This is a genomic window from Bradyrhizobium sp. BRP22, from assembly GCF_020194175.1.
GTDB lineage: Bacteria > Pseudomonadota > Alphaproteobacteria > Rhizobiales > Xanthobacteraceae > Bradyrhizobium.
Window position 1 is genome coordinate 384197 of the sequence record NZ_JADYVX010000001.1, and the last position, 24803, is coordinate 408999.

A 24803-nucleotide genomic window follows, 5' to 3' on the forward strand; every position below is an offset into this window, starting at 1 on the left:
GGTGTCCGTGAAGATCAAACGTTCCGTCTATGCCGACATGTTCGGGCCCACCACCGGCGATCGTGTGCGGCTCGCCGACACCGATCTCATCATCGAGGTGGAGAAGGATTTCACCACCTATGGCGAGGAGGTGAAGTTCGGCGGCGGCAAGGTGATCCGCGACGGCATGGGGCAGTCGCAGGTCACCAACGCGCAAGGAGCGGCGGATACGGTCATCACCAATGCGCTGATCGTCGATCACTGGGGGATCGTGAAGGCGGACGTCGCGATCAAGGAGGGCATGATCTCGGCGATCGGCAAGGCCGGCAATCCCGACATCCAGCCCAATGTGGACATCATCATCGGCCCCGGCACCGACGTGATCGCCGGCGAAGGCAAGATCCTCACCGCAGGCGGCTTCGACAGCCACATCCATTTCATCTGCCCGCAGCAGATCGAGCACGCGCTGATGTCCGGCGTCACCTCGATGTTAGGCGGCGGCACTGGCCCCTCGCACGGCACCTTTGCGACGACCTGCACGCCGGGGCCATGGCACATGGGTCGGATGATCCAGTCGTTCGATGCATTCCCGGTCAATCTCGGCATTTCCGGCAAGGGCAATGCCTCGCGTCCGGCGGCGCTGGTCGAGATGATCAAGGGTGGAGCCTGTGCGCTGAAGCTGCATGAGGACTGGGGCACGACGCCGGCGGCGATCGACAACTGCCTTGCGGTCGCCGACGATCATGACGTCCAGGTGATGATCCACACCGACACGCTGAACGAATCCGGCTTTGTCGAGGACACCGTAAAGGCGTTCAAGGGCCGCACCATCCACGCCTTCCACACCGAGGGCGCAGGCGGCGGCCACGCCCCCGACATCATCAAGATCGCGGGCCTGAAGAACGTGCTGCCGTCCTCGACCACCCCGACGCGGCCGTTCACGCGCAACACCATCGACGAGCATCTGGACATGCTGATGGTGTGCCACCATCTCGATCCCTCGATCGCCGAAGATCTTGCGTTTGCCGAAAGCCGCATCCGGAAAGAAACGATCGCAGCCGAGGACATTCTGCACGACCTCGGTGCGCTCTCGATGATGTCCTCGGATTCGCAAGCCATGGGGCGGCTGGGGGAGGTCATCATCCGCACCTGGCAGACCGCGGACAAGATGAAGAAGCAGCGCGGCTCGCTGCCGCAAGAGAAGGGCAACAACGACAATTTCCGCGTCAAGCGCTACATCGCCAAATACACCATCAATCCCGCCATCGCGCATGGCGTCTCAAAGCTGATCGGCTCGGTGGAGAAGGGCAAGCTCGCCGATCTCGTGCTGTGGTCGCCAGCCTTCTTTGGCGCCAAGCCGGACCTGATCATCAAGGGCGGCTCGATCGTGGCCGCCCCGATGGGCGATCCCAACGCCTCGATCCCGACCCCGCAGCCGGTGCACTACCAGCCGATGTTTGCGGCCTACGGAAAATCGCTCACCGCATCCTCGGTGGTCTTCACGTCCAAGGCGGCGGTCGCCGGCGGGCTGGCGCGGAAGCTTGGTATCAGCAAAAAGCTCTATGCGGTCCAGAATACCCGCGGCAAGATCTCCAAGAAGAGCATGATCCACAATGACGCGACCCCGAAGATCGAGGTCGATCCGGAGACCTACGAGGTGCGCGCCGACGGCGAGCTTCTGACCTGCGCGCCGGCGGAGGTGCTGCCGCTGGCGCAGCGCTATTTCATGTTCTAAAACCTCCCCAGGCAAATATGCCCAGAACCAAAACCGGGAGGAAATTCCGTGATTTACGTCGTTGCCACGCTGACCGTGAAACCTGAAACGCGCGCCGAATTCATTGCGGCCGCCACCGCCTGCATCAAGGAGACGCGGAAGGAGCCCGGCAATATCGCCTATGACCTGCACGAGAGCGTCACCGATCCGACCAAGATGGTGTTCGTCGAGCAGTGGGAAAATGCCGAGGCGCTGGTGCCGCACCGCACCGCCGAGCACATGAAGACCTTCGGCAGGGTTGCGGTGAAGTGCTTCTCGGCGCCGCCGAAGATCGAGGTCATCACACCCGAGAAGGTCGAAGTCCGCTAGAGCATGATCCGGAAAAGTGGGAACCGGTTTTCCGAAGAGATCATGGTCGAACTAAGAGAGAGCAGCCCCGCATGATCCGCGCGACGTCCGTCAAGCCGCAGCATCGCTGGAACGAGCAGCCGGCCGATACCGTCGTGCTCGATTTCGACGACCGCCACCGCCGGCGGATGGCGATGACGGGCACGCGCGGATTGGAATTCCTGCTCGATCTCGAGAACGCAACAGCGCTGCGCGGCGGCGACGCGCTGGTGCTGGAGGATGGGCGGCTGATCGAGGTGGTCGCCGCGCCCGAGCCGCTGCTGGAGATCCGCGGCGCCGACCCGCACCATCTGATCCGCGTCGCCTGGCACCTCGGCAACCGCCATCTGCCGACACAGATCATGAAGAAGGGCCTGCGTATCCGCCGCGATCACGTCATCGAGGCGATGGTGAAAGGATTGGGTGCGCGCGTGATCGAGATCGAGGCGCCGTTCGATCCCGAAGGCGGCGCCTATGCCGGCCATGCCCATGAAGGCGAGGCGGCCGCGCATCACCACACCGGCCATGACCATGCGCATGATCACGGCCACAGTCATGATGATCATCACCATCATGGCGATCACCATCACCATGACGAGCATTGCGACCACGATCATCACCACCATCACGACCATTCCCATGCTCATGACCACAAATGAGCCGCCGCGAGGCGAGGCGTGGGGCGGGATGACGGAGAGCGAGGCCGCCTCGCTCTACCGCCTGATGACCTGGCTGTCGCCGTCCTTCCCGGTCGGGGCCTTCTCCTATTCCAGCGGCATCGAATGGGCGGTGGAGGCAGGCGACATCAGGGATGCCGCCTCGCTGCGCGATTGGCTCGCCGCAATGCTCAGTGAGGGCAGCGGCTTCTGCGACGGCGTGTTCCTCGTCCAGACGCACCAGGCCACAGTGGCGCGCGACCTTGCAAGATTGCGCGAGATCGCCGAGCTTGCCGCCGCCTTCGTGCCGTCGCGCGAGCGCCAGCTCGAGACCACGACGCAGGGCCGCGCCTTCATCGACACCGCGCGCGCCGCCTGGCCTTCGCCCGGGCTCGACGAGATGATGGCCGCCTGCGTGGGCGCCATCGTCTATCCCGTCGCGGTCGGGCTCGTCAGCGCCGCGCATGACATTCCGCTTCCGCCGGTGCTGCACGCGTTCTTCCATGCGGTGGTCTCGAACTGGATCTCCGCCGGCGCCCGCCTGGTCCCGCTCGGCCAGACCGACAGCCAGCGACTGCTCGCCGCTCTCGAGCCCGTGGTCAGCGCGACCGCAGCGCGCTCGGCTGCCGCTTCGCTGGATGAGCTCGGCAGCGCTACCTTCCGCGCCGATCTCGCAAGCCTGCGCCACGAGACGCAATATACGAGGCTGTTCCGGTCATGACGGGCTTTCTCGTCCCCATGTTCCGCCGTCATTGCGAGCGGAGCGAAGCAATCCATCGCGCCGCTTGCTGAGGCATGGATTGCTTCGCTACGCTCGCAATGACGGGGAGAGGGCAACGCCTCGTTCGTTCTTGTGAAGGGAGGCGGCTAGCTCGCCTTATCGAGAGATCACGCGGTATGGGTCCCGGCCTTCGCCGGGACGACGATCAAGAGGATTGGCTCACATGACATCTTCTCACGGCCCGCTTCGCGTCGGTGTCGGTGGTCCGGTCGGATCCGGCAAGACCGCGCTGATGGACTTGCTCTGCAAATCGATGCGCGAACGTTACGACATCGCGGCGATCACCAACGACATCTACACCAAATGGGATGCCGAGTTCCTGGTGCGTTCAGGCTCGCTGACGCCGGACCGCATCGCCGGCGTCGAGACGGGCGGCTGTCCACACACCGCGATCCGCGAGGACGCCTCGATGAATCTCGCCGCGGTCGCCGACATGCGCGCCAAATTCCCGGGCCTCGATCTCGTGCTGATCGAGTCCGGCGGCGACAACCTGGCCGCAACTTTTTCGCCCGAGCTTGCCGACCTCACCATCTACGTCATCGACGTCGCCGCCGGCGACAAGATCCCGTCCAAGGGCGGCCCCGGCATCACCCGCTCGGACCTGCTCGTGATCAACAAGATCGACCTCGCGCCGTATGTCGGCGCGTCGCTTGAGAAGATGGAGACCGATGCGAAGCGGATGCGCGGTGAGCGTCCCTTCGTCATGACCAACCTCAAGAAGAGCGACGGGCTGGACCGCATCATTGCCTTCATCGAGGCCAAAGGCGGCCTGCGCCCGCAAGCCTCTGCGAAGGCCAAGGCGCGAGCCAAGGCAGGCTGAACGATTTGTTAATATGATATCCGGTTCGTTAATATTCTGACAGCGGCCAAACGCAACGTCCTGTCGCCCCGGTCGACCCGGGTGCGCTACTCGCAGGCGGGTGCGACGAAATATTCCATGCCGCAATGGGAACAAAATCCAGCCACTCCCATTAGCCAACTCTGACGCTGCTCTCGCCCGCCGGCGCCAGCCGTCGTTCACGTTAATTACGGCCTTCCGTTGCGTACCGATGATCTCCACTCCATATTTCGCCGCGGTTGGCGTTCACCTCGTTTCCAATCGTTGCCGCGCCTGCAGACGTCAGATGTTTGCTGTTCATCTTCGCCAACCCGCCGTCTCCGAGTAACAGCGTGGTCCGGCTGGGTTTTATTATCGCCTTCATTGCTCTGATCGGGGTGCTGCTCTCCGGTCTCGCGGCCTATCGCGTGCACGAGCAGGAGCTGACGCTCGACGGCATTGCGCTGGCGCGGGCGATCGACGTCCATGCCAGCCTGGTGCAGGACCGGCTTACCGAGCGCGAATTGCTTGCCCGTGTCTCCTCTGGCCTGTTTCGCGCGCCGTCGGTGGTGAAGGCCGACATGCTGCAGCCGCTGCGCTCCTCGATCTATGCCTTCAAGACCGACTTCGTGGTGGCGGCCTGGATCGCACGACTTAGGCCCGATGAGCTCAATGCGGCACAGCAGGAATTGAAAAAGGCCGGCTTCCCCAATCCGAACATCCGCGATTTCGACGACCAGCCGCTCGACATCAACGCGATCGACAAGCCCATCAACGTGTTGATGGACCTGGAGCCGCGGACGCCGGAGACCATCCTGCTGCCGGGCCGCAGCTTCGACCATCATTCCGTGATCGGACCGATGCTGGCGCAGGCGATGGCGGACGGCAAGCCGGTGGCCTCGGATCCGATCCCGCTGTTGCGCCAGGACGGGCCGATCGGGGTCGCGCTCGCCGCGCCGGTGTTTCAGCAGGGGGCCTCCGAGCCCGCGGGCTTCGTCACATTTTCGTATGAGCTCGGGCCGTTGATGCTGACGAATGACGATTTGTCGCTGTTCTCGGTGGTGCTGAAGGACCCCCGCGATTCCAACGATGAGCTGGTCGCCAACGACCAGGGCGTCATCACCTCGCGCGCGGTGCGGCCGGATGGGCCGGCGCCCTCGATGGTGCGGACGGTGACGTTCGGCGGCCGCGACTGGTCGCTCGCCTATTACGCCAAGACCTCCGCCGCCGCGCGTGCGAACCAGACCGCGGCGATCGTGGCCGCGATCGGCCTGGCGCTGACCGGCATCGTCTGTGGCCTGTTCGGCTACGTCGCCTACAACAACCTTCGGCTCAGCCGCGAGATCGAGGTGAGGATCGGGTTCGAGCGGCGGCTGACCGCCGTGATCGACGAGCTCAACCACCGCGTCAAGAATATCCTGGCCGTGATCCAGTCGATCGTCACCCGCACGCTGCGCCATGGCTCGGACATCGATGCTGCCCGCGATCTTCTGATCGGCCGCATCCATGCGATGTCGAACGTGGTCACGCTGCTCAGCGAGAGCCAGTGGCAGGGCGTGAAGCTGAAGGGATTGTTCGAGGCCCGCGCGATCCCGCATGCCGAGCGCATCGCGATCTCTGGGCCCGACATCGCGGTCTCAGCGCGCGCCGCGCAATCGCTGTCGCTGTTGTTCTTCGAGCTGGCGTCGCATTCCGACGAGGGCTTGTCCCTGGTCGGCAAGCATCCGCACATCGTCGCGAACTGGGAAGTGAACGGCAAGGTGCCGGAAGCGATCTTTCATTTCCGCTGGGAGGAGTTCAACACCAGCGAAGCCACCCGCCGCCCCGATTCCGATTTCGGCCTGATCCTGCTCGACCGCGTCGCGCCCGAAGCGCTCGGTGGCACGGCCAAGCGCTACTTCACCGACATCAGCTACGTCTACGAGCTGACCGCGCCGATGGAAACCGTCGTCGACATGAACGAGCGCGACCGCACCGAGAAGTTTTCAGCGCCCGTCAGACCGGCGCGCTGAACCCGCAATGATGGACGGGTGGGTATCGTGTTAGTGGCGCAGCGCGAGCAAAGCGCGTCTGTCGCGTCGCGCCCACTATCCGCGGTCGGTGCAAGAGAAGTTGGGCACGCTTCGCTTTCCCACCCTGCACACCGCTCTCGCCGTCATTGCCGGGCTTGACCCGGCAATCCATCATTCCTCAGAAAATCTCTTTTCCGGGATGGATGCGCGGGTCGAGCCCGCGCATGACGGTCAAGAGTTGGCGAGCATCAGCCGCCATTGCCGCCGATCACGGCGCGCACGGTGTCATCAGGGCCGAAATCTTCCGCGCCTTCGACATAGAGCAATGCGCTCAGTTTCGATCGTGCGCGGTTGACGCGGCTCTTGATGGTGCCGACGGCGCAGCCGCAGATCGCAGCAGCGTCCTCGTACGAGAAGCCGGAAGCGCCGACCAGGATCAGGGCTTCACGCTGGTCTTGCGGCAGCTTGTCGAGCGCTGCGCGAAACTCCTCGAACTCCAGATGCGCATTCTGCGCAGGCTGGGTCTTCAGCGTCTTGGCATAGTTGCCCTCGGCATCCTCAACCTCCCGCCGCCGCTTGCGATAGTCGGAGCGAAACAGGTTACGCAGGATGGTGAACAGCCAGGCCGGCAGGTTCGAACCGGGCTGGAAAGAATCGATGTTGGCGATTGCGCGCAACAAGGTCTCCTGCACCAGATCGTCGGCGCGGTCGCCATTGCCGGAAAGCGAAATCGCGAACGCGCGTAGGCTTGGCACCGACGCCAAAATGTCGTCGCGAAGTTGGTCGGTGAGAGGCATCAGTCCCTCCCGTCATTTTTTGCTGCTTGCTGCTCGTCAGTTTCGGCCAAATGCTTGGCGGCCTCCGCAGGATCATCGAGCTTGCGGATAAGCTCCGCAAAGCGGTCCGGCACCCCCTGCCGCACCACGTCATCGTACATGGCGCGAAGCTGGTGGCCGATTCTCGATTGGATCTCAGCGTTGAGACCGCCCTGCTTCTTGGTTTCCTTCATGATCTGATCCACATTTCCCCGAGAGGTTAAGTCCCTGTGTTTCAAGCAGTTTCCTCGAAATTTCGGTCTTGGCCGCGTTTGCTGTCGGTCGTACGCTAATTCGAAGTTCGACGGAAAGTTCCGAGCGTCCGGAACTTTTTGTGGAACTTTATCCGCGCTCAGGCGTAGTCCGGCGTAACACCCCCGGGGAGGCGGGTCGCTCCACGGACGGATGTGCCGACCCGACAGATGAAGGCGTTTCAGGCAGTTGCCTCAAACACAAGGATGGAGTGGGAATGTCCCGATCGCAGCTCGTTGCTGAACACTTGCCATTGTTGCGGCGCTACGCCCGCGCGCTGACCGGAAACCAGGCGTCGGGCGACGCCTATGTCGCGGCCATGCTTGAGGCCCTGCTTCAGGACCCCTCGCTTCTGGACGAAACGCACGGGCCGCGTGCCGGCCTGTTCCGGCTGTTCACACAAATCTGGAATTCGGTCTCCATCAACGACAATGCCGACGTGGCAACGTTGGCGTTGCCGCCGGAGCGCCGGCTTTCCAACATCACGCCGCTGCCGCGGCAGGCCTTCCTCCTGCTGTCGCTGGAGGGCTTCTCGGAAGAGGAGGTGGCCTACATCCTCGACACCGACATCGCCGAGACGCGGAAGCTCACGGACGTCGCCGGCCGCGAGATGGCGGCCGAGATTGCGACTGATGTCCTGATCATCGAGGACGAGACCTTCATCGCGATGGATCTGGAAAGCCTCGTGCGAAATCTCGGCCATAACGTGATCGGCGTCGCCCGCACCCATTCGGATGCGGTGGCGCTCGCCAAGAACAAGAAGCCCGGCCTGATCCTCGCCGACATCCAGCTCGCCGACGGCTCGTCGGGCCTGGACGCGGTCAATGAGCTCTTGCGCGTGTTCGAGGTGCCGGTGGTGTTCATCACCGCCTATCCCGAACGCTTCCTGACCGGCGAGCGCCCGGAGCCGGCGTTCCTGATCTCAAAGCCGTTCCAGCCCGCGATGGTCTCGGCGGTCGCGAGCCAGGCGCTGTTCTTCCAGCGGAATTCGCGTAACCGCGCGCCGCGCGCCGCATCGGCGTAAAGCGAGTGCAGAGTTAGATCGACCGATCCGGCGCGCCGTAGGGCGCGCCGTTTTTTTTCGGGTCAGGTATTCGCCTTTCATGTGAACCCTGCCCCGGATGAGGTGGAACCGCCGCTTCGTAGCTGTTAAGCGAAAGCATGGACGCTGTGCGGCGCGACCGACAAATCGGCTTTCTCTGCCTCGCCGTGACAGCGGCCGGATGGGCAATCAACTGGCCGCTCATCAAGCTGCTGCTGCAGCAATGGCCGCCACTGTTCGCCCGAGGTCTTGCGGGCGTCTGCGCCTCGCTCATCCTTGGTCTCATCGCCTTTGCCGGCGGGCAATCGCTCAGGATTCCGCGCGAAGCCGTGCCCCGGCTGTTGTTCGCGTCCTTCACCAATGTGTTCGCCTGGATGGGGTTTGGTACCATCGCCATGAAATTCGTCACCGTCGGCGAGGGCGCGCTGATCATCTACACGATGCCGATCTGGGCCATGTTGTTCGCCTGGCCGTTCCTGCAGCAGCGACCGACCATCCGAGATATCGCCGCGCTCGTGCTGGGCGTGGCCGGCGTCGCCCTGCTTCTTGGCGCCAATGGTTACGCCTTCGATCGCGGCAAGCTGATCGGGATCGCGCTTTCCCTGTCCTGCGCAATCCTGTTCGCACTCGGCAATGTCCTCAACCGCAAGCCGCTGCCGATGCCTCCGCTCGCGGTCGTCGCCTGGCAGGTCGGTCTTGGGTGCCTTGCGATGCTGATCCTCGGCATCCTGTTCGAGCGCCCGAACTATGCGGCGATATCGCCGGGCGGAATTGCCTCCTTTGCCTACATGACGCTGGTGCCAATGGGCGTGTGCTATCTCACCTGGTTCGAGACCCTGCGCCGCTTGCCGCCGGTCTCGGCTTCGACCGGCATGCTGCTCGTCCCCGTGCTTGCCGTGGTCGCGGCGGCCGCAATTCTCGGCGAGCCGCTGGGCATGAGGGAAATCGCCGCCATGGCGCTGACGCTTGGTGGTGTGACACTGGCGCTGCAGAAGACCTGACGACAGCCGTGTCGCGCAAGAAGGCGTCGGGGAAAGCCCTGATCCGGGCGGGACCAGGGCTTTACCGCGCCTCAGCTCACGCTGCCTCCGCGACTTCGTCCTGCTCGGCTTCGAGGTTAATGACGGATGTCGCGAGCTCCGTCAGCGTATGATCGGTCGCCTCTTCCTCCTCGAGCGTCGCCTGCAGGAGCTTTGCCGCATCCGGCATGCCGAGCTCCTCCGCCCAGGTGCGAAGCGTCCCGTAACGCGAGATCTCATAGTGCTCGACCGCCTGGGCTGCCGCCAGCAGTCCGGCATCGAGTGCCGGCATCCCCTTGAATTCCCGCATGATCTCGGCGCCCTCGTCGGCGATGCCGTTGATCGCGTCGCAAGTCTTGCCGCGGGCCGGCTTGCCGATCATGCGGAATACCTGGTCCAGCCGCTTCACCTGGCCCTGGGTCTCGCGCAGATGCTTGTTGAAGGCGTTGGCCAAATCCTTGGATTGCGCGGCCTTGGCCATCTTCGGCAGGGTCTTGATGATCTTGTTCTCGGCGAAATAGATGTCCTTGAGCGTCTCGTGGAAAAGATCGCTCAGCTTCTTCTGCGGTGGGCGTGTCCGCCGTGACGTCGCTCGTTTTTTCTTTGCTCGCTTGGCCATGGGTCCTCCCGTGTAGGCATGCATCTGAAGGACGCGATGTGTCGTCCTCCTCCGCCCGACCAACCTGCCGTGAGATTGAAGGTTCCTCGAAGGTGCGGGCGTGGCGAGCCGATTGTTATCGCAGACGTCTGCTCTGATCGGGCCACGCGACGTGCTCGGCACGCGCGACGACATCAGCACTCCGGTGCCCACCGAAAACGAGGGACACCGTGCAGCACCAGGCGGCGGACGCGGCGTCTGCGCAGGCTGCGGGACGAAAAAGTAGAGCGCGACCGGCATCACCACGGTCGCGCCCTACGTCGCCGGTCAATGGGGCAGGGGGAATAACCGGCTGCCACAACGACGCGGAGCGCGAAAAAACGTTCCGACGTTTCGAAAATAATTTTGAACACGGTTAAGTGATCCGCAGACATACGAACTGAGGCCGTTTCGTTCGAGTTGTGTTCGTGATCGCCAATGGGGCGAGGGATGAATCGCCATGTCACAGATATTGAAGGGAATTTTAGGTACGCTCGCCGTTTCTTTGACGTTCGGCGCAGTGCAGTTTGCCTCCGGGCATGACCTTGTCGGAGGCCAAAGCATCATCACCCCCACCAAGGCGGAGCACGACGTCAACCGTACCGCGAAGGCGGACCGAGCGGCAGTTCCGGCGGCCGGCGTCAGAACCGAAACCGTCTCGCTGAAGCTCGACAGCCTGGCCGAGACCTCGGTCGTCATACGCGTTCCGGTCGTCAGGGACGAAGCGCGCAGCCGCCCGAAGCCGCCGGAAATGACCAAGTCCGGCGAGCGGAGGATGACCGCCTGCGAGCCGGTGGTGAGCGTGCTGACGGAAGTGGCAAAGCGCCTGCAGCCCGGCCGCTGCATCACCTGAGCTGATCCTCCTTGTACGCAATTCCGCGGCGCGCCTCCTGGCGCGCTTCGCGCCTGCCATAGTCGGCTGCACGAATTAGCCTCGCGATTCCAATGTGGTTTGACCTGGTCCCGCGGCTGCGGGATCACTCGTCCGGTGGCGTATTGTTCGCCGCGCTCCGGCTCGCCATCAGTCCCAGCGCCAGCCCGCCGACCGCCAAAATCGGGACCAGCCGTTTCACGCCGATGGCGCGGACGAGCTGCAGGCCGGTTGCGATCATCGCGGGATTGCTGAGCAGGGATTGGCGTGCGGCCCGCGCCATCTCCTCGGCGCGCAGCCGCATCTGCCGCTTGCGCGCGACATACATGCCGGCGGCGATCAGCGCCACGACCACGAAGATGGCGGCGCAGGCAAGGCACGCCCATATCGGTCCATAGTTCTGCTGCACCCAGACAAAGAATGCCGCACACAGGAAGGCGAGCGCGATGAGCGCGGTCACGGCCATCACGAGCGCAAGCGACGTCAGCCGCATGGCATTGCCGGCCTGCTCTCTGACGTCATGAACCAGTCGCTGCAGCATGGGGTTCCTGCCGGCCCTACCTTCGCCAGACCATGCCGAGCAGGAAGCCGAGGCCGAGCGCCAGGCCGACGGTCGCCAGCGGCCGCTGGGTGATGACGTCCTCCAGCGTCTCCTCGACCGAGGAGTACGCGTCCTGCGCGGCGTCCATCATGGCGCTGCCGCGCTCCGAAACGTCGTCGACTGCGGATTCGGCGCGGTCGCGCGCCTGGTCGTAGCCGCGGCGCGCCTGCTTGCGCGCGTTGCCGGCAAACGAATTGAGCGCCTCGGTGATCTGGTCTGTCAGCGCTGCGATGTCGTCCTTCACGGCGGCGACATCCTTCTGCAGGCGGTCATAAGTGGCTTTGTCTGTCATGTTCTTCAATCCGAAATCGCTTGTCGCCGCCATCGAAGGGCTCCCGACTCAATGTTGCTGCTTGGCAAAACGCCGCGTCAGGAGCGAAGTTCCCGAGGCGAATTCGGTTCACTCCTCCGGCAGATGCGGCGAATCGACTGGCATCAGATGCTCCTTGAGGATCAACGCGACGATCAAAAGCGGCGAGGCCAGGAATGCGCCCATCGGGCCCCACAGCCAGGTCCAGAACGCCAGCACGATGAAAACTGCGAGCGCATTCAGGGCAAGTCTCCGGCCGACGATGGTCGGGGTGATGAAATGCCCTTCGAGGAAAGTCAGCACGGCGAAGCAGGCCGGCGCGACCAAGCCGGCGCTGATGGTCGGGAAGCTGACGAGACCGACCAGCACCAGCACCACGAACATCGCCACCGGCCCGATGATCGGGATGAAGTTCAGCGTGGCGGCGAGCGCGCCGAGGCCGGCCGGGCTGGGCATGCCGGTGACGGCACAGATCAGCCCGGTCCCGATCCCGACGCCGATATTGATCATGGTCACCATCAGCAGGTAGTTGCCGAGATGCTCCTCGATCTCGTTGACGATCCGCAAGGTGCGGAGCCGCGAGTCGCGGTCGCCGAAGGCCATGACCAGCACCCGCCGCAGATCCTTCCAGCTTGCGATGAACAGGATCAGCGTGGCGACGAACAGCAGGAATTCGGCAAAAGTCGGCGACAGGAATTCCAGCGTCGGCTGCACCCATTCGATCTTCGGCAATTGCAACGGAGCAAGCGTCTCCGAGCCGCCGACCATGCTCTGCAATTCCTGCCACAGCGCGAGCGGCCGGTCGAAGATGTGCATCTTTTCCTTCAGCCGAACTGCGAGCTCCGGCAGCCGCGCGCTCCATTCGATCGCCGGCGAGGAGATGAGCCCGATAATGAAGGTGGCGGCCGTACTGACCGCGGCCACGATCAGCACCGCGCCGACCGGGCGCGGCACGCGATAGCGCTCCAGGAAGCTTGCCGCCGGCGACAGCATGGTGCCGACGATGAAGGCCATCGTGATCGGCAGGAAGAATGCCTTGGCCAGGTAAAGCACCGTGACGATGGCGATGACCAGGAGCCCGACCAGCGACAGGGCGACGAGCTCGGTGCGGCGAATGACCGGCGGCAGCTCGGCGTGGCCGTTGGGGACGGGCGTGCCTTCGGCGCCATTGGGCAGGAGACGCTCACTGGGAAGGACACGCACGCTGGTTCTTCTCCTCGCGACGGGCGCATTCAAGGCGACGCACGGCGGTAGGCGCGTCCCATGACCGGAAATTCTTGAGGGCCAACTCCCGGTCTGCTGGCGGGTTCCATCGCGCGATCGTGAGCGTTTGTGTTCTTGACTGATGCGGTCGTGCCACGCCGACGCCGGAACCGCGAAGCTGTAGCGCGCGTTTGTTCAGGCACAGCATCAGCGTGATGCGTATCCAATGGGGCAGCACATGACACCGTCATCCGCCTTATTCCGCCGATCGTCGCGCGCGGCGAACGCGCTTGTCTTCGCCACCGGCCTGCTGGTGATCCCAATCGTTCTCTCCACCCCGGCAGGTGCCCAATCGCTAGGCTACGCTTCCACCCAGCAGAGCGCTTTTCCGTCCGACGAGGCATTGACGCCCGAGGCGAGGGATGCGGAGGCGGGCGTGCTGCCGGAGCGCCTGCGTCGCACGGTGGTGCCGTTCGCGACCAGCGAAGCGGCGGGCACGATCATCATCGATACCGGCAACACCGCACTGTACTACGTGCTTGGGCAGGGCCGGGCGATCCGCTACGGCGTCGGCGTCGGCCGCCAGGGTTTCACCTGGTCGGGCGTCGAGACCATCACCCGCAAGGCGGAATGGCCGGATTGGTATCCGCCGGCCGAGATGATCAAGCGCCAGCCCTATCTGCCGCGTTTCATCGCCGGCGGTCCCGGCAATCCGCTCGGCGCGCGCGCGATGTATCTGGGCTCGAGCCAATACCGCATCCACGGCACCAACGATCCCTCGACCATCGGCAAGTTCGTCTCTTCCGGCTGCATCCGGTTGACCAATGAGGACGTCACTGATCTCTTTGGTCGCGTCAATGTCGGCACCAAGGTCGTCGTGCTGCCCAAGAACACGCCGGTGAATGCGCCGGTGCTCGCCCGCGGTTCGGATAGCAGGACCACGATCAGCGTGCGCCCGGCGCCGGCGCGTCCGCAAGCCCCGGCGGCGACCACGCTGCCGCCGGGCCAGCAGGCGATGCGACTGAACGTGTCGTCGGTGAATTGAGGCGAAGATGGCCCTGATCCCGCACAGGCGATGGGTGTTCGGCGCGACGGCGCTTCTCCTCGCTGTTGCCGCGCCCGCGGCGCAGGCGCAGGATTTTTTCTCGCTGCTGTTCGGCGGCTTCGGCCGGCCTCCGATGATCCGGGCGCCGTTCGATGACGGCCCGCCCGTCATGCAGCGAGTCGAGCGCCCGCGCGCCCATAGCGGCGGTCAGGCCTATGGCGGCGGCCAGGCGTTTTGCGTGCGCACCTGCGACGGCCGTTACTTCCCGCTCGCGGGCTCCGACAAAGCCAGTCGCGCGCAGAGCTGCAATAATTTCTGTCCGGCGAGCGAGACCAGGCTGGTCTATGGCAGCAGCATCGACGACGCCGAGACGGAGGACGGAGAGGCGTATTCAGAACTGCCGAATGCGTTCCGTTTCCGAAACGAGATCGTGGCGGGTTGCACCTGCAACGGCAGGGATCCCGGCGGACTGGCGCAGGTCAAGATCGAGGACGATCCCACCCTGCGGAAGGGCGACATTGTTGCCAGTGAGAATGGGCTGATGGTCGCGGGTCGCCCCGACAGACGCGGCGCCTCGCTGCAGTTCTCGCCCGCCCCCGACCGCATCCGCGCCAAGTATCAGCGCGTGCCGGTGATGGCGCGGGAGTAAGGGTTAGGCGGCGCGGATCTTGCCGAGGAAATCGGTGACCTGGTCGCCCAGTTCACGGCTCTGCGTTTCCAGCGTCTCCGAGGCGAGGCGAACGTCGTCAGCGGCGGCGGCCGCGGTATCCGCATCGGCCTTCACGCCGGTGATGTTCTCGGACACGTTCTTGGTGCCCTGCGCGGCGAATTGCGTGCTGCGCGTGATCTCCTGGGTCGCGGCGCCCTGCTCCTGAACGGCGGCGGCAATCGCGGTCGCCACTTCGTTGACCTCGCCGATGATGCTGCCGATACCCTTGATGGCGTCGATGGCTTCGCCTGCGACCTTCTGGATGTCGGCGATCTGATCGGAAATCTCTTCCGTCGCCTTCGCGGTCTGGCTCGCCAGCGACTTGACCTCGGAGGCGACCACAGCGAAGCCGCGTCCGGCCTCGCCGGCGCGGGCGGCCTCGATGGTGGCGTTCAGCGCCAGCAGGTTGGTCTGCGCCGCGATGGTGTTGATGAGGCCGACGACCTCGCCGATGCGGCCCGCGGATTTCGCAAGTCCCTGCACGGTGCCGTCGGTGTTGCGGGCCTCGTTGACGGCGCGGCTGGCGATGCCGGCGGCATGCGCCGCCTGCTGGCTGATGTCGTTGATCGAGGCGCTCAATTCCTCGGACGCTGCGGCCACCGTCTCCACGCTCATCGAGGCCTCGCCCGACGCCTTTTCGGCGACCTCGACCCGTTCATTGGTCTGGCGCGACACGGCCGAGAGGTTGGCGGACGTCGCCCGCATCTTGCCGGAGGCATCGCCGAGATGCTCCAGCGTCTGGCGCACCAGAGCTTCGAACTCGCCGACATGGTTCTCGATCGCCTGCTGGCGGGCGGTCGCGCCAGCGTTGTGCTCGCGCTCCTGCGCTTCGATGCGAAGCTTGTCCTTGGCCTGCTGCTTGAAGGTTTCGAGCGCGCCGGCAAGCGCGCCGATCTCGTCCTTGCGCCCGGCACAGCCGCTATCGACATCGAGATCGCCGGAAGCGACCTTCAGCATGGCATCGCGCATGTTGTGCAGCGGCGCGATGACACGGCGACCGATCGCGATCATGGCGCCGACCGTCAGCGCGACCGCGCCGGCAAGCAGCGCAAGCTGTATGATCAGCGAGCGCTGCGCCAGCCCATGCTGAGTCGCGGCGTGGTCCTTGGCGGCATCGAACGCCGCTTCCGCGACCGCCACTGCGGTCCCCATCCGGCTCACGGTGACCGGGCTCCACTGGTTCGCGGTCAACTCGGGCTTCTCGCCATTGGCCAGCGTCGTCATCAAGCGGTCGCGCAGACTTTGATATTCGGGGTCGAAATAGGCGGTCTTGGCGGCGGGGATCGCGGCCGCGAGCTTCGGCGGCAATCGCATGCCGGAGGTTGCCACCTCGAGCGCCTTCCAAGCGGCATCGATGCCACCGACGAATTTGGTATAGCTATGGCGGGCTTCCGGCGTGACACGGCCGGCAGCCAGCGCGTTCGACACCAGCAGCGAGGCTTCGCCGGCGGTGTTGCGCAGCAGCCAGGCGGTGTGCTTGATGGTGAGCAACTGGTCGATCACCGCGTCCTGGTGATTGACGTCGGCGGCGAGCGTTCCCGACAATTTGTCGAGTACGTCGAGCAGCGCCTGGGTCGTTGCCAGATACTCCTTCGCCAGTTCGGCACGGCGCGCCTCCTTCGGCTTGGCCATCTCCTGCCAGAATTCCTTCTGCTGGGCTGCCAGCAGCGAGAACAGCCTTTCGAACTCCGGCACCAAGGTCTGCTGGGCAAAGTCCATGGTCTTGAGCTGGGCGAGCCCGTTCGTCATCGCCGGCATTTCGGTATCACGGAGATCGCGCAGGTATTTCTCGATCTCGGCGTCCATGGGAGCCGCACCGGTCAGAAGGCGGTTGGTGGAGGCACGATCGGTCCGCAGGTTATGCATCGCCTTGAAGAGGTTGGCCGAGGCATCGGCGATCACCGAAATCCGGCTCGCCACCTGCAGCCGCCCCCAGCTATCCCACGCGTTCAGCAAGAAGCCGACGACGACGCAGAATGCCGTGGCTAGAATGACGATCTTCAGCAACGCGGATACGGAAAGGCGATTCAGCATGTGGCTTCCCCCAAAGCTGTCGCCATTTGGAACAACAACGGTAAAAACTTCCGGAAATGCTGTCGCCGTATATCTACGGGTGGCGTTGCAGCAACCGAGCTTTCGCAAGCAAACTCGGTTCCGCACCAGGAACTACGCGGCCTCCCAGTCGTTAGGAAAACATTAACACGCCGTTCACGACGTTCCTGGGGGCCGCATGCTCGTCAGCATACTCATCACGTTTCTGGTCGTTATCCTCGTCCTCTATCTGATCAACCTGCTGCCGCTCGACGGCCGCGCCAAGCAGATCGCGCGTGTCGTCGTGATCATCCTTGGCGTGATTTCGCTGTTGAAATACATCGCGGTGTTCTAAGCCTCTTCAAACGAAAGCCCGCCGTCCAGCCGGCTTGTTCGGGGGAGAGCCTATCGCAGGCTTCGGAACCAGTCGTCCACGTCCTTGCGGATCTGGTCCTTGGCGAAGCCGTAACGCTGCTGCAGCTTGCCTTCGAGCTGCTCGCGGCGGCCTTCGATCACGTTGAGATCGTCATCGGTGAGCTTGCCCCATTTCTCCTTGGCCGCGCCCTTGAACTGCTTCCAGTTGCCCTCAATCCGGTTCCAATCCATTGCCGTCTCTCCAATGCTTCAGTTGAGATGGCCTTCAAACGGATTGATGCCGCACGAGTTCCCAGGGAATCGTGCGGCATCGTGACGGGTAAGCTTACGTCGGATCAGCCCGCGGCCTTTGCTTCGCGACGGCGCGCGGTGAGGATGAATTCGGTGTAGCCGTTCGGCTGCTCGCGGCCCTTGAAGATCAGGTCGCAGGCGGCCTTGAAGGCGACACCGTCGAAGGACGGCGCCATCGGCTTGTAGAGCGGATCGCCCTTGTTCTGGCCGTCCACGACCACCGCCATGCGCTTCAGCGACTCCATCACCTGGTCTTTGGTGATGACGCCCTGGTGCAGCCAGTTCGCCAGATGCTGGCTCGAGATGCGCAAGGTGGCGCGGTCTTCCATCAGGCCTACGTCGTGAATGTCAGGCACCTTGGAGCAGCCGACGCCCTGATCGATCCAGCGCACGACATAGCCCAGGATGCCCTGGCAGTTGTTGTCGATCTCCTGCTTCACATCGTCAGGCGCCCAGTTCGACTGCGACACCGGAATGGTGAGGATGTCGGAAAGCTTTGCACGCGGGCCGCTTTTGGCGAGTTCCTGCTGGCGCGCGATCACGTTGACCTGATGATAATGCAGCGCGTGCAGCGTCGCTGCGGTTGGCGACGGCACCCAGGCGGTGGTGGCGCCGGCCTGCGGATGGCCGATCTTCTGCGCCAGCATGTCCGCCATCTTGTCGGGCGCCGCCCACATGCCCTTGCCGATCTGCGCGTGGCCGGGCAGACCGTCGATCAGGCCGATGTCGACATTCCAGTCCTCATAGGCCTTGATCCAGGGCTGTGCCTTCATGTCGTTCTTGCGGATCATCGGACCCGCTTCCATCGAGGTGTGGATCTCGTCGCCGGTGCGGTCGAGGAAGCCGGTGTTGATGAACATCACGCGCTTGGCCGCATTCTGGATGCAGGCCTTGAGGTTGACCGTGGTGCGGCGCTCCTCGTCCATGATGCCGACCTTCAGCGTGTTCTCCGGCAGCGCGAGCAATTTCTCGACCTCACCGAACAATTCGCAGGTCAGCGCAACCTCGTCGGGCCCGTGCATCTTCGGCTTGACGATGTAGACCGAGCCGGTCCGGCTGTTCTTGATCTTCGACTTGTCCTTGAGATCATGGATCGCGAGCAGGCCGGACACCGCGGCATCGAGAATCCCTTCCGGGATCTCATCGCCGTTCGCATCGAGCACGGCGTCGGTGAACATGTGATGGCCGACATTGCGCATCAACAGCAGGCTGCGGCCGTGCAGCGTGAGATCCTTGCCATCAGGCGTCTTGTAGACGCGGTCGGGATTGAGCGAGCGCGTCAGGGTCTTGCCGCCCTTCTCGAAATCGGCCGACAGCGTGCCGGTCATGAGACCAAGCGTATTGCGATAGACCAGCACCTTGTCCTCGGCGTCGACGGCGGCGACGCTGTCTTCCATGTCGAGGATGGTGGAGACCGCCGCTTCCAGGATCACGTCGGCGACGCCGGCCGGATCGTCCTTGCCGATCGGATGATTGCGGTCGATCTTGACCTCGATGTGCAGGCCGTTGTTGACGAGCAGCACGGCGCCAGGGGCCGCTGCGTCGCCCTGATAGCCCGCGAATTGCGCGGCTGATTTCAGCGCGGTGGTGCTGCCGTCCTTCAGTTTCACTGCGAGCTGGGTGCCGCTGACGCTATAGGAGGTCACGTCTGCGTGGCTTCCGGTCGCGAGCGGCGCAGCGGAATCCAGGAAGGCCTTGGCTTTCGCGATCACCTTGTCGCCGCGCGCCTTGTTGTAGCCTTTGCCGCTCTCGCTGGGATCCTGAGGAATCGCGTCGGTGCCGTAGAAGGCGTCATAGAGGCTGCCCCAGCGCGCATTCGCCGCGTTCAGCGCGTAGCGCGCATTGGTCAAGGGCACCACCAGCTGGGGGCCGCAGATCTTGCCGATCTCCTCGTCGACATTGGCGGTCTCGACCGGTTTGGTCGGCGGCTCCGGGAGCAGATAGCCGATCTCCTTCAGGAAGGCGGTATAGGCGCTGAGGTCGAACTTTTTGCCCTTGTGAGCGCGATGCCAGTCGTCGATCCTGGCCTGCAGGGTGTCGCGGAAGGCGAGCAGCTCGCGGTTCTTCGGCCCGAGTTTTGCGATGATGGCGGCAAGGCCCGCCCAGAACGCGTCGGGTGCGATCCCGGTATTGGGGGTCGCCTCCTTGGCGATGAAATCGAACAGGACAGGGGCGATCTTCAATCCGTGGGCTTCGACACGCGTCATGTTGGGCTTTCCAAGAGAAATGGCGTTTACGGACTGTTTTCGGGACGAAAACAGCAAAAAACGCGCCAAAAGGCGGGCGGTTCAGCGCCCTTTTAGCGCTAAAGCCACGGCCATGAGAAGGCCCCCCGGTGGGGCCGTTTTTGCTGCACCCGTCATGCCCGCCACCGGGTCTCGCCTTCGGCGAGCCCGATGACAGGCTCCGTCGGGGCATCCAGTACGCCGCGGCCTTTCGGCTCAACTACGGTCGTCTCTGGAATACTGGATCGCCCGGTCAAGCCGGGCGATGACGGGGAGGAGAGGGATTACTCTAGATATTCGCCGCGAGGTCAGCGACTTCCTCGAACAGGATGCCGGTCCGGGCCAGCATCCGCTCGATGTCGTCGACGGCGTCCGCGACCGATCGACTGGCGGTATCGATCGTCAGTTCGCTCGCGCTCGGCGGTTCGTAATCATTGGTGATGCCGGTGAAGGAGGGCAGGCTGCCCGCCCGGGCCTTGGCATAATGGCCCTTGGGATCGCGGCTCTCGCAGATTTCCGCAGGCGTTGCGACATAGATCTCGCGGAAGGCGCTGTCGGCAATGCGGCGCGCCGCGGCGCGGTCGGATGCGGCGGGCGAGACCGCGGCGACGATCGCGAGATGGCCGTTGCGCGCCAGATGCGTGGCGATCTCGGCGAGACGGCGGATGTTTTCGCTGCGATCCGCCGGCGAGAAACCGAGATCGCTGTTGAGGCCGGCGCGCAAGGTGTCGCCATCAAGCAGGATCGGCGAGCCGCCGTTGGTGAACAGCCGTCGCTCCAATGCGAGCGCTAGCGTCGATTTGCCGGAGCCGGGCAGCCCGGTGAACCAGAGCACGGCACCGCTGTGACGATAGCGGGCCGAACGCTCGTCGGCGCGCAAGGCCGATTCCACCGGCACGATGTCGACGGGCACGGCACGCTGGCCGGCATCGACCGACAGCACGAGACCACCGCCGGCGATCCGGCCGTTCACCTCGATCACCAGCCGCCCGGTGCGCGGGCTTTCATGATAGGGATCGGCGGCGATCGGCTGCGCCAGCGAAATGTCGATCTCGCCGACATGGTTGCGTGCGATCGAAGTCGTTTCCTCGTTGGAGAGCGCGCCGGGATCGACCGCCTTGTCGATCGCGACGACGGTCGCGCGAGTCTCGCGCGTGCCGAGCCGGATCAGGATCTGGTCGCCCTTCGACAGCGGCTTGTCGTGCAGCCAGAAGATGCGGGCGTGGATGCGGCGGGTATCGCGCGGGCTCTGGCCGACATGGCCGATGACGTCGCCGCGCTCGATGAAGAGCTCGCGGTCGAGCGTGATGCCGACCGAGCGACCGGCGGTTTGCGTCGCCTGAAGGGGCGTGACCGGCCAGCTCTCGACGGTCCTGATCCTGGCGATCTTGCCGGCGGGCATGATCACGATTTCGTCGCCGGCCTTCAGGCTGCCGGATTCGATGCGGCCCGCGACGATGCGGCGGTCGTCGAACTTGTAGATCGCCTGCACCGGCAGCCGCAGCGGCAAAGTTTCCGCCGGCCGTGCCGGCTCCAGCGCATCCAGCGCCTCGACCACGCTCGGCCCCTCGTACCAGCCGATCCGCGGCGTGTGCTCGGCGACGCCATCGCCGTCGCGCGCGGAAATCGGAATCACGGCCGATGGCTTGACGCCAAGGCCGGTCAGGTGCGCCGATATCTCGTCGCTGATCTCGCCAAAGCGCTCGGCGCTGAAGTCGACGCGGTCCATCTTGTTGACGACGACAGCGACCTGCTTGATGCCGAGCAAATGCAGGAGATAGCCGTGCCGTCGCGTCTGGTCACGCACGCCTTCCAGCGCGTCGATGATCAGCACGGCGCCGTCGGCCTGCGAGGCGCCGGTGATCATGTTGCGCAGGAATTCGGCGTGGCCGGGCGCGTCGATCAGCACCACGTCGCGCGAGCGGGTGCGGAAGCGGATCTGCGTGGTGTCGATTGTGATGCCCTGGTCGCGCTCGGTCTGCAGCGCGTCCAGCAGGAACGACCATTCAAAGGGCATGCCGCGCCGGGCGCTGACGGCTTTCAGCATTTCGAGCTTGCCGTCGGGCAGGCTGCCGGTCTCATGCAGCAGGCGGCCGACCAGGGTGGATTTGCCATGATCGACGTGGCCGACGATGACGATGCGGACTTGCGGACGCGTGGTGCCGTTGGGGGTCGCGGAGATCGCGCTGGGAAGAACCATGTTCATCGAAGTACGCCTTGACTCGCTTCTCAGAGATAACCGGCGACACGCAGCCGCTCGAATGCATCCTCGGTCTCGTGATCGAGCGCGCGGCCCGCGCGCTCCGGCACCTTGGTGTCTTCGAGCTCGGCCAGAATTTCGTCGATGTTCGACGCCGTCGATGCGACGGGGAAGGTGATGTCGGCGTCGCCAAGCGAACGATAGCGCTTGCCGTCCTTGGCCAGATAAAGCGGGATGATCGGGATATTCTCGCGCCTGGTGTAGGCCCAGATGTCGGCCTCGGTCCAATGCAGGATCGGATGGATGCGCAAATGCGCGCCTTGCGGCGGCGAGGCGTTGAAATGATCCCAGAATTCCGGTGGCTGGTCGCGCACATCCCATTCGCCCTCGAGGCCGCGCGGCGAGAACACGCGCTCCTTTGCCCGCGTGGCCTCCTCGTCGCGGCGGATGCCGGCGATCAATCCGTCAAAGCCGTGCTTGACCAGTGCGAGCTTCAGGCCCTCGGTCTTGCGCGCGGCGGAGCGTGCGGCGGGCGGCAGCGTGGGGTCCACACTATCGATCGGCGGGCAGGGCTCGACGCGCAGATCGAGGTCCCATTCCTTCGCGTACCGATCGCGGAAGGCATACATCTCCGGAAATTTCTTGCCGGTATCGACATGCATGGCAGGGAAGGGCACGCGGCCGAAGAAGGCCTTGCGCGCCAGCCAGATCATCACGTTGGAGTCCTTGCCGAGCGACCACAACAGCGCGAGCTTCTTCAGCCGTGCGAACGCCTCGCGCAAGATGTAGATGCTTTGCGCTTCGAGTTCGTCGAGATGATCCATCGACGCGACCGTCACAGGCTCTTCGACGAGGATTTTGCGCGACGCCTTTATTCCCCCTCGGGGCTCGGAAGCGCGCAACCGTGCTTTGCCGGATTCATTGTCGAGAAGATGCATCTCTATGCCTTGGCCTTTGGAGGCGAAAATTCTATAGTCGCGGCGCAATAGAGAAGAAATAAATTTCTCTTTGCGGGCACTTGTCGAGACATATATAGAATAAAATTCCAGTCAACCCATAAGTTAGGGAAGCGAGTGGCGCATGCGGTTCTTGCCGGTGTTCCTCGATCTGCAAACGGGCGTGGTGCTGTTGGTCGGCGCCGGCGATCTTGTGCGCGCGAAGCTGCGTCTGCTCGCGGCCGCCGGCGCGCGCATTCGCTGGTTTGCGACCGACGGCAATCATGATGTCAGCGGCATCGATGTGACGCGCGTCGAACTGGCGACGGGCGATCCGCTCGCCGCTGACCTGCGCGGCGTGATCGCGGTGCTCTGCGCCGGCGCCGGCGATATCGGTGTTGCGATGGCGGCGCGCGCCAAGGCGCTCGGCCTGCCCGTCAATGTGATGGACGATCTCGACCACTCCACCTTCATCTTCCCGGCGATCATCGATCGCGGCGATGTCGTCGTCGCCGTCGGCACCGGCGGCGCTTCGCCTGTCGTGGCGCGCCGCGTGCGCGAGCGGATCGAGGCGGTGCTGCCCGCGCGCATCGGCGATCTCGCGTCCTTCATCGGCCAATTCCGCAAAGCGATTCACGCGCGCATCGGCGAATTCGCGCTGCGCCGCCGCTTCTGGGAGCGAATCATCGACGGTCCGATCGGCGCGCTGGTGTTGGCCGGCCGCAGGGACGAAGCAGAAAAGGCCTTGCTGCAGATTTCCGATCCCTCCGCCTTCGCGGGCGCGACCGCGCTCGGCAGGGCCAAGGGTCACGTGACGCTGGTCGGCGCCGGACCTGGCGATCCGGATCTCCTCACCATCAAGGCGCTGCGCGCGCTGCAGGACGCCGACGTCGTGTTCTACGACGAGCTGGTATCGCCGGAGATTCTCGACCGCGTGCGCCGCGATGCCTCGCGCATTCCGGTCGGCCGCCGCGTCGGCAAGCCCGGCATCGGCCAGGACGCGATCAACAGACTGATGATCGAGGCGGCAAAATCAGGACAGCGCGCGGTGCGGCTGAAGGGCGGGGATCCCTTCATCTTCGGCCGTGGCGGCGAGGAGATCGAGGCTCTGCGCCGGGCCGGCGTCGCCTATTCGGTGATCCCCGGCATCACGGCCGGCCTAGGTGCCGCCGCGCAATTCGAGACGCCGCTCACCTTCCGCCATGAAGCGCTGCGCATCACCTTCCTTACCGCGCACAAGGCGCGCGACGCCGAGAATGTCGACTGGTCGGCGCTGACAGACAAGAAGATGACCGTCGTCGTCTATATGGGGATGACGGCGGCGCCGACAATCCGCGCCGGTTTGCTCGCCGCCGGACGCTCGGCGGAAACGCCGGTCGGCGTGTTCGCGCGGGTGACGCGTCCGGATGCCAAGGCCGCGGTCGGGACGCTCGAGCATCTGCCGTCGCTGGTCGAGAAGATCGACGGCGGTCCCGCCATCCTCGTCATCGGCGACGTGGTCGCCCACTCCGCGCCGTGGCGTCATGCCAACCTCAACCAAGTGATCTCGGACCTTTTGGAAGCTGCCGAATGACCTCTCCGCTTGAACAGAAAAAAATCAGAATTACCGGGCCTTCGGTAGTGACCGCCAACCGCACCCGCGACGGCGTGGTGATTTATCGCACGGCGCAGCAGGGCTGGTCAGCCCAGCTTGCGGATGCCGCGATCGTCCGTACATCCGACGATGCGCGGGCGCTGCTGGCCGAAGCCGTTGCCGACGATGTCGGCGCGATCGGTGCCTACATTGCGCCGGTCGAAATCAAGGACAATGGAGTGATTGCACCCGGCAATCTCCGCGAACATATCCGGTCGGAAGGCCTCACCATCGAGCTTCCGGTTTCGGCTTAAGGTTCTCTC

General features: G+C 64.3%; 25 protein-coding genes. 14 read left to right on the top strand and 11 right to left on the bottom strand.

The window, feature by feature from the left end; all coding sequences use genetic code 11:
• The first annotated feature begins 1 nt into the window (after position 1).
• From ureC to I6F35_RS01715, 6 genes are all read left to right on the top strand, one after another.
• Entirely contained in the window at positions 2-1714 is a 1713-nt protein-coding gene (gene ureC, locus I6F35_RS01690; protein WP_225115900.1) for an urease subunit alpha, read from the top strand.
• A gap of 48 nt (positions 1715-1762) precedes the next feature.
• Positions 1763-2062, top strand: coding sequence for a putative quinol monooxygenase (locus tag I6F35_RS01695; protein ID WP_225115901.1), 300 nt, complete (start codon positions 1763-1765; stop codon positions 2060-2062).
• Between the two features lie 71 nt (positions 2063-2133).
• The gene (locus I6F35_RS01700; RefSeq protein ID WP_225115902.1) at positions 2134-2739 is read left to right on the top strand and encodes an urease accessory protein UreE; all 606 of its coding nucleotides are present in this window, start codon (positions 2134-2136) and stop codon (positions 2737-2739) included.
• Positions 2720-3457, top strand: a complete 738-nt coding sequence (locus I6F35_RS01705) for an urease accessory protein UreF (RefSeq protein ID WP_225116025.1) — start codon at positions 2720-2722, stop codon at positions 3455-3457. Before I6F35_RS01700 ends, I6F35_RS01705 begins: the two co-directional genes overlap by 20 nt.
• Positions 3458-3680: 223 nt before the next feature.
• Positions 3681-4337, top strand: a complete 657-nt coding sequence (gene ureG, locus I6F35_RS01710) for an urease accessory protein UreG (RefSeq protein ID WP_225115903.1) — start codon at positions 3681-3683, stop codon at positions 4335-4337.
• A gap of 350 nt (positions 4338-4687) precedes the next feature.
• Entirely contained in the window at positions 4688-6346 is a 1659-nt protein-coding gene (locus tag I6F35_RS01715) for an HWE histidine kinase domain-containing protein (RefSeq protein ID WP_225115904.1), read from the top strand.
• Between the two features lie 248 nt (positions 6347-6594).
• Here the strand turns inward: I6F35_RS01715 and I6F35_RS01720 are convergent, their stop codons facing one another.
• On the bottom strand, positions 6595-7143 hold the full coding sequence (locus I6F35_RS01720; RefSeq protein ID WP_027579243.1) for a sigma-70 family RNA polymerase sigma factor: 549 nt from the start codon (positions 7141-7143) through the stop codon (positions 6595-6597).
• Entirely contained in the window at positions 7143-7355 is a 213-nt protein-coding gene (locus tag I6F35_RS01725) for a NepR family anti-sigma factor (protein WP_028165127.1), read from the bottom strand. The genes I6F35_RS01720 and I6F35_RS01725 overlap by 1 nt, the downstream gene beginning before the upstream one ends.
• A 275-nt stretch (positions 7356-7630) precedes the next feature.
• On the opposite strand from I6F35_RS01725, the gene I6F35_RS01730 reads away from it, so the two are divergent.
• A complete protein-coding gene (locus tag I6F35_RS01730; protein WP_225115905.1) occupies positions 7631-8437 on the top strand; it encodes a response regulator in 807 nt (268 codons plus the stop codon).
• A 137-nt stretch (positions 8438-8574) separates the two neighbouring features.
• Positions 8575-9456: a DMT family transporter gene (locus I6F35_RS01735; RefSeq protein WP_225115906.1), complete on the top strand. Its 882-nt coding sequence runs from the start codon at positions 8575-8577 to the stop codon at positions 9454-9456.
• Between the two features lie 76 nt (positions 9457-9532).
• On the opposite strand, the gene I6F35_RS01740 is transcribed toward I6F35_RS01735, so the two are convergent.
• Positions 9533-10093, bottom strand: coding sequence for a DUF892 family protein (locus I6F35_RS01740; protein WP_225115907.1), 561 nt, complete (start codon positions 10091-10093; stop codon positions 9533-9535).
• Between the two features lie 478 nt (positions 10094-10571).
• Between I6F35_RS01740 and I6F35_RS01745 the strand changes: the two genes are divergently transcribed.
• A complete protein-coding gene (locus I6F35_RS01745; protein ID WP_225115908.1) occupies positions 10572-10964 on the top strand; it encodes a hypothetical protein in 393 nt (130 codons plus the stop codon).
• A 124-nt stretch (positions 10965-11088) separates the two neighbouring features.
• On the opposite strand, the gene I6F35_RS01750 is transcribed toward I6F35_RS01745, so the two are convergent.
• The 3 genes from I6F35_RS01750 to I6F35_RS01760 all read right to left on the bottom strand — a co-directional run bounded on the left by I6F35_RS01750 (position 11089) and on the right by I6F35_RS01760 (position 13096).
• Positions 11089-11523 carry a phage holin family protein gene (locus I6F35_RS01750; protein ID WP_225115909.1) on the bottom strand — a complete coding sequence of 145 codons (435 nt, stop codon included), beginning with the start codon at positions 11521-11523 and terminating at the stop codon, positions 11089-11091.
• 16 nt (positions 11524-11539) lie between these two features.
• Positions 11540-11908 carry a DUF883 family protein gene (locus I6F35_RS01755; RefSeq protein WP_225115910.1) on the bottom strand — a complete coding sequence of 123 codons (369 nt, stop codon included), beginning with the start codon at positions 11906-11908 and terminating at the stop codon, positions 11540-11542.
• A gap of 75 nt (positions 11909-11983) precedes the next feature.
• On the bottom strand, positions 11984-13096 hold the full coding sequence (locus I6F35_RS01760) for an AI-2E family transporter (RefSeq protein WP_225115911.1): 1113 nt from the start codon (positions 13094-13096) through the stop codon (positions 11984-11986).
• A 238-nt stretch (positions 13097-13334) separates the two neighbouring features.
• On the opposite strand from I6F35_RS01760, the gene I6F35_RS01765 reads away from it, so the two are divergent.
• The gene (locus I6F35_RS01765) at positions 13335-14141 is read left to right on the top strand and encodes a L,D-transpeptidase (RefSeq protein WP_225115912.1); all 807 of its coding nucleotides are present in this window, start codon (positions 13335-13337) and stop codon (positions 14139-14141) included.
• A gap of 7 nt (positions 14142-14148) precedes the next feature.
• Positions 14149-14790: a DUF2865 domain-containing protein gene (locus I6F35_RS01770; protein ID WP_225115913.1), complete on the top strand. Its 642-nt coding sequence runs from the start codon at positions 14149-14151 to the stop codon at positions 14788-14790.
• 3 nt (positions 14791-14793) lie between these two features.
• Here the strand turns inward: I6F35_RS01770 and I6F35_RS01775 are convergent, their stop codons facing one another.
• On the bottom strand, positions 14794-16884 hold the full coding sequence (locus I6F35_RS01775; RefSeq protein ID WP_225115914.1) for a HAMP domain-containing methyl-accepting chemotaxis protein: 2091 nt from the start codon (positions 16882-16884) through the stop codon (positions 14794-14796).
• Positions 16885-17080: 196 nt separating this feature from the next.
• Between I6F35_RS01775 and I6F35_RS01780 the strand changes: the two genes are divergently transcribed.
• Positions 17081-17236, top strand: coding sequence for a Thivi_2564 family membrane protein (locus tag I6F35_RS01780; RefSeq protein ID WP_152535447.1), 156 nt, complete (start codon positions 17081-17083; stop codon positions 17234-17236).
• 50 nt (positions 17237-17286) lie between these two features.
• On the opposite strand, the gene I6F35_RS01785 is transcribed toward I6F35_RS01780, so the two are convergent.
• From I6F35_RS01785 to cysD, 4 genes are all read right to left on the bottom strand, one after another.
• Positions 17287-17487 (bottom strand): CsbD family protein, encoded by a 201-nt coding sequence (locus I6F35_RS01785; protein ID WP_165421142.1) that lies wholly within the window; start codon positions 17485-17487, stop codon positions 17287-17289.
• A 104-nt stretch (positions 17488-17591) separates the two neighbouring features.
• Positions 17592-19754 (bottom strand): malate synthase G, encoded by a 2163-nt coding sequence (locus I6F35_RS01790; RefSeq protein ID WP_225115915.1) that lies wholly within the window; start codon positions 19752-19754, stop codon positions 17592-17594.
• A 307-nt stretch (positions 19755-20061) separates the two neighbouring features.
• Positions 20062-21978, bottom strand: coding sequence for an adenylyl-sulfate kinase (cysC, locus tag I6F35_RS01795; RefSeq protein WP_225115916.1), 1917 nt, complete (start codon positions 21976-21978; stop codon positions 20062-20064).
• A gap of 23 nt (positions 21979-22001) precedes the next feature.
• Positions 22002-22796 (bottom strand): sulfate adenylyltransferase subunit CysD, encoded by a 795-nt coding sequence (gene cysD / locus I6F35_RS01800; protein ID WP_027579256.1) that lies wholly within the window; start codon positions 22794-22796, stop codon positions 22002-22004.
• Positions 22797-23052: 256 nt separating this feature from the next.
• Between cysD and cysG the strand changes: the two genes are divergently transcribed.
• Both cysG and I6F35_RS01810 read left to right on the top strand, forming a co-directional pair.
• The gene (gene cysG, locus I6F35_RS01805; RefSeq protein ID WP_225115917.1) at positions 23053-24480 is read left to right on the top strand and encodes a siroheme synthase CysG; all 1428 of its coding nucleotides are present in this window, start codon (positions 23053-23055) and stop codon (positions 24478-24480) included.
• Complete coding sequence (locus I6F35_RS01810) at positions 24477-24794, top strand: DUF2849 domain-containing protein (protein ID WP_225115918.1); 318 nt, start codon at positions 24477-24479, stop codon at positions 24792-24794. Before cysG ends, I6F35_RS01810 begins: the two co-directional genes overlap by 4 nt.
• The last annotated feature ends 9 nt before the right edge of the window (positions 24795-24803 follow it).

Excerpts from the sequence above, each read along its gene's own strand:
- I6F35_RS01770 (WP_225115913.1), top strand. The coding sequence starts at position 14,149 with ATGGCCCTGATCCCGCACAGGCGATGGGTGTTCGGCGCGACGGCGCTT.
- cysC (WP_225115916.1), bottom strand. The coding sequence starts at position 21,978 with ATGAACATGGTTCTTCCCAGCGCGATCTCCGCGACCCCCAACGGCACC.
- I6F35_RS01750 (WP_225115909.1), bottom strand. The coding sequence starts at position 11,523 with ATGCTGCAGCGACTGGTTCATGACGTCAGAGAGCAGGCCGGCAATGCC.
- I6F35_RS01730 (WP_225115905.1), top strand. The coding sequence starts at position 7,631 with ATGTCCCGATCGCAGCTCGTTGCTGAACACTTGCCATTGTTGCGGCGC.
- ureG (WP_225115903.1), top strand. The coding sequence starts at position 3,681 with ATGACATCTTCTCACGGCCCGCTTCGCGTCGGTGTCGGTGGTCCGGTC.
- cysD (WP_027579256.1), bottom strand. The coding sequence starts at position 22,796 with ATGGATCATCTCGACGAACTCGAAGCGCAAAGCATCTACATCTTGCGC.
- I6F35_RS01785 (WP_165421142.1), bottom strand. The coding sequence starts at position 17,487 with ATGGATTGGAACCGGATTGAGGGCAACTGGAAGCAGTTCAAGGGCGCG.
- I6F35_RS01810 (WP_225115918.1), top strand. The coding sequence starts at position 24,477 with ATGACCTCTCCGCTTGAACAGAAAAAAATCAGAATTACCGGGCCTTCG.
- I6F35_RS01720 (WP_027579243.1), bottom strand. The coding sequence starts at position 7,143 with ATGCCTCTCACCGACCAACTTCGCGACGACATTTTGGCGTCGGTGCCA.
- I6F35_RS01780 (WP_152535447.1), top strand. The coding sequence starts at position 17,081 with ATGCTCGTCAGCATACTCATCACGTTTCTGGTCGTTATCCTCGTCCTC.
- I6F35_RS01740 (WP_225115907.1), bottom strand. The coding sequence starts at position 10,093 with ATGGCCAAGCGAGCAAAGAAAAAACGAGCGACGTCACGGCGGACACGC.
- I6F35_RS01765 (WP_225115912.1), top strand. The coding sequence starts at position 13,335 with ATGACACCGTCATCCGCCTTATTCCGCCGATCGTCGCGCGCGGCGAAC.
- I6F35_RS01755 (WP_225115910.1), bottom strand. The coding sequence starts at position 11,908 with ATGGCGGCGACAAGCGATTTCGGATTGAAGAACATGACAGACAAAGCC.
- I6F35_RS01790 (WP_225115915.1), bottom strand. The coding sequence starts at position 19,754 with ATGACGCGTGTCGAAGCCCACGGATTGAAGATCGCCCCTGTCCTGTTC.
- I6F35_RS01775 (WP_225115914.1), bottom strand. The coding sequence starts at position 16,884 with ATGCTGAATCGCCTTTCCGTATCCGCGTTGCTGAAGATCGTCATTCTA.
- I6F35_RS01700 (WP_225115902.1), top strand. The coding sequence starts at position 2,134 with ATGATCCGCGCGACGTCCGTCAAGCCGCAGCATCGCTGGAACGAGCAG.
- I6F35_RS01705 (WP_225116025.1), top strand. The coding sequence starts at position 2,720 with ATGCTCATGACCACAAATGAGCCGCCGCGAGGCGAGGCGTGGGGCGGG.
- I6F35_RS01745 (WP_225115908.1), top strand. The coding sequence starts at position 10,572 with ATGTCACAGATATTGAAGGGAATTTTAGGTACGCTCGCCGTTTCTTTG.
- I6F35_RS01735 (WP_225115906.1), top strand. The coding sequence starts at position 8,575 with ATGGACGCTGTGCGGCGCGACCGACAAATCGGCTTTCTCTGCCTCGCC.
- I6F35_RS01725 (WP_028165127.1), bottom strand. The coding sequence starts at position 7,355 with ATGAAGGAAACCAAGAAGCAGGGCGGTCTCAACGCTGAGATCCAATCG.
- cysG (WP_225115917.1), top strand. The coding sequence starts at position 23,053 with ATGCGGTTCTTGCCGGTGTTCCTCGATCTGCAAACGGGCGTGGTGCTG.